The sequence below is a fragment of the Microbulbifer thermotolerans genome, from assembly GCF_900112305.1.
Lineage (GTDB): Bacteria > Pseudomonadota > Gammaproteobacteria > Pseudomonadales > Cellvibrionaceae > Microbulbifer > Microbulbifer thermotolerans.
Genome location: NZ_FOKT01000021.1, coordinates 1 through 2,500, shown reverse-complemented (window position 1 = coordinate 2,500; position 2,500 = coordinate 1). Strand labels below are relative to the sequence as shown.

The 2,500-nt window shown below is 53.8% G+C and carries 2 rRNA genes (1 of these 2 cut by a window edge); both read left to right on the top strand.

Annotated features, from left to right (window positions below):
* Positions 1 to 2,128, top strand: a 23S ribosomal RNA gene (locus BM155_RS16590) (it extends 751 nt beyond the left edge of the window).
* A gap of 204 nt (positions 2,129 to 2,332) precedes the next feature.
* Positions 2,333 to 2,448, top strand: a 5S ribosomal RNA gene (gene rrf, locus BM155_RS16585).
* The last annotated feature ends 52 nt before the right edge of the window (positions 2,449 to 2,500 follow it).

Below are 2,500 nucleotides of genomic sequence, written 5' to 3'. Positions count from 1 at the left end.
TGGGTCGGAGTGAAAGGCTAATCAAGCCGGGAGATAGCTGGTTCTCCTCGAAAGCTATTTAGGTAGCGCCTCGCGTCTCACCCTCGGGGGTAGAGCACTGTTTGGGCTAGGGGGTCATCCCGACTTACCAACCCCATGCAAACTCCGAATACCGAGGAGTGCAATCGCGGGAGACACACGGCGGGTGCTAACGTCCGTCGTGGAAAGGGAAACAACCCAGACCGCCAGCTAAGGTCCCAAATACCAGTTAAGTGGGAAACGATGTGGGAAGGCCCAGACAGCTAGGAAGTTGGCTTAGAAGCAGCCATCTTTTAAAGAAAGCGTAATAGCTCACTAGTCGAGTCGGCCTGCGCGGAAGATATACCGGGGCTAAACTGGTAACCGAAGCTGCGGATGCCTTCGGGCATGGTAGAGGAGCGTTGTGTAAGCCGTTGAAGGTCAATCGGGAGGTTGGCTGGAGGTATCACAAGTGCGAATGCTGACATGAGTAACGACAAGGGGGGTGAAAAACCTCCCCGCCGGAAGACCAAGGGTTCCTGTCCAACGCTAATCGGGACAGGGTTAGTCGGCCCCTAAGGCGAGGGCGAAAGCCGTAGTTGATGGGAAACAGGTTAATATTCCTGTACTCGCTATTGCTGCGATGGAGTGACGGAGAAGGCTAGGCCAGCACGGCGATCGGTTGTCCGTGTTTAAGGTAGTAGGCTGGGGACTTAGGCAAATCCGGGTCCCTAAGGCTGAGAGCTGATGACGAGCTCTCTTTAAGAGAGCGAAGTGGTTGATGCCCTGCTTCCAGGAAAAACTTCTAAGCTTCAGGCAATAGAGAACCGTACTCGAAACCGACACAGGTGGTCAGGTAGAGAATACCAAGGCGCTTGAGAGAACCCTGGTGAAGGAACTAGGCAAAATGGTACCGTAACTTCGGGAGAAGGTACGCCGGTTTTGGTGAAGGGACTTGCTCCCCGAGCTGAGGCCGGTCGAAGTGACCAGGTGGCTGCGACTGTTTATTAAAAACATAGCACTCTGCAAACTCGTAAGAGGACGTATAGGGTGTGACGCCTGCCCGGTGCCGGAAGGTTAATTGATGGGGTTAGCGTAAGCGAAGCTCTTGATCGAAGCCCCGGTAAACGGCGGCCGTAACTATAACGGTCCTAAGGTAGCGAAATTCCTTGTCGGGTAAGTTCCGACCTGCACGAATGGCGTAACGATGGCCACGCTGTCTCCACCAGGGACTCAGTGAAATTGAACTCGCTGTTAAGATGCAGTGTACCCGCGGCTAGACGGAAAGACCCCGTGAACCTTTACTACAGCTTTGCACTGAACTTTGAGCCTGCTTGTGTAGGATAGGTGGGAGGCTTTGAAGCGAGGACGCCAGTTCTCGTGGAGCCATCCTTGAAATACCACCCTGGCATGTTTGAGGTTCTAACTCAGGTCCGTGATCCGGATCGAGGACAGTGTATGGTGGGTAGTTTGACTGGGGCGGTCTCCTCCCAAAGAGTAACGGAGGAGTACGAAGGTGCACTCAGCATGGTCGGAAATCATGCAATGAGCATAATGGTATAAGTGCGCTTGACTGCGAGACAGACATGTCGAGCAGGTACGAAAGTAGGTCATAGTGATCCGGCGGTTCTGAATGGAAGGGCCGTCGCTCAACGGATAAAAGGTACTCCGGGGATAACAGGCTGATACCGCCCAAGAGTTCACATCGACGGCGGTGTTTGGCACCTCGATGTCGGCTCATCACATCCTGGGGCTGAAGCCGGTCCCAAGGGTATGGCTGTTCGCCATTTAAAGTGGTACGCGAGCTGGGTTTAGAACGTCGTGAGACAGTTCGGTCCCTATCTGCCGTGGGCGTTGGAGATTTGAGAAGAGTTGCTCCTAGTACGAGAGGACCGGAGTGAACGAACCTCTGGTGTTCCGGTTGTCACGCCAGTGGCACTGCCGGGTAGCTATGTTCGGACGGGATAACCGCTGAAAGCATCTAAGCGGGAAGCCTCCTTCAAGATGAGATCTCCCTGGGACCTTGAGTCCCCTGAAGGGCCCTGGAAGACTACCAGGTTGATAGGCTGGGTGTGGAAGCGTTGTGAGGCGTTGAGCTAACCAGTACTAATTGCCCGTGAGGCTTGACCATACAACAGAGATGGTTACTGACGACAAGCGAAAGCTGTTGGATTGTGTGAAGAGACGCACAGAGACTTGCGGTGTATTACTACAGTTTGTTTCACCGACTTATTTGGGTTGGCTGTCAGCGCTGAGAGATCAGCGAGGCAAACGGACAGTCAAACGGCAAGGCAGAGCAAAAGCTCATAAGACCGGAGCCACCCAAGCCAGTTTGCCTGACGACAATAGAGTTGTGGAACCACCTGATCCCATGCCGAACTCAGAAGTGAAACGCAACATCGCCGATGGTAGTGTGGGGCTTCCCCATGTGAGAGTAGGTCATCGTCAGGCGCCAAATCGAAAGGCCACCCAACTGGGTGGCCTTTTTTTATGCCCGAAATCC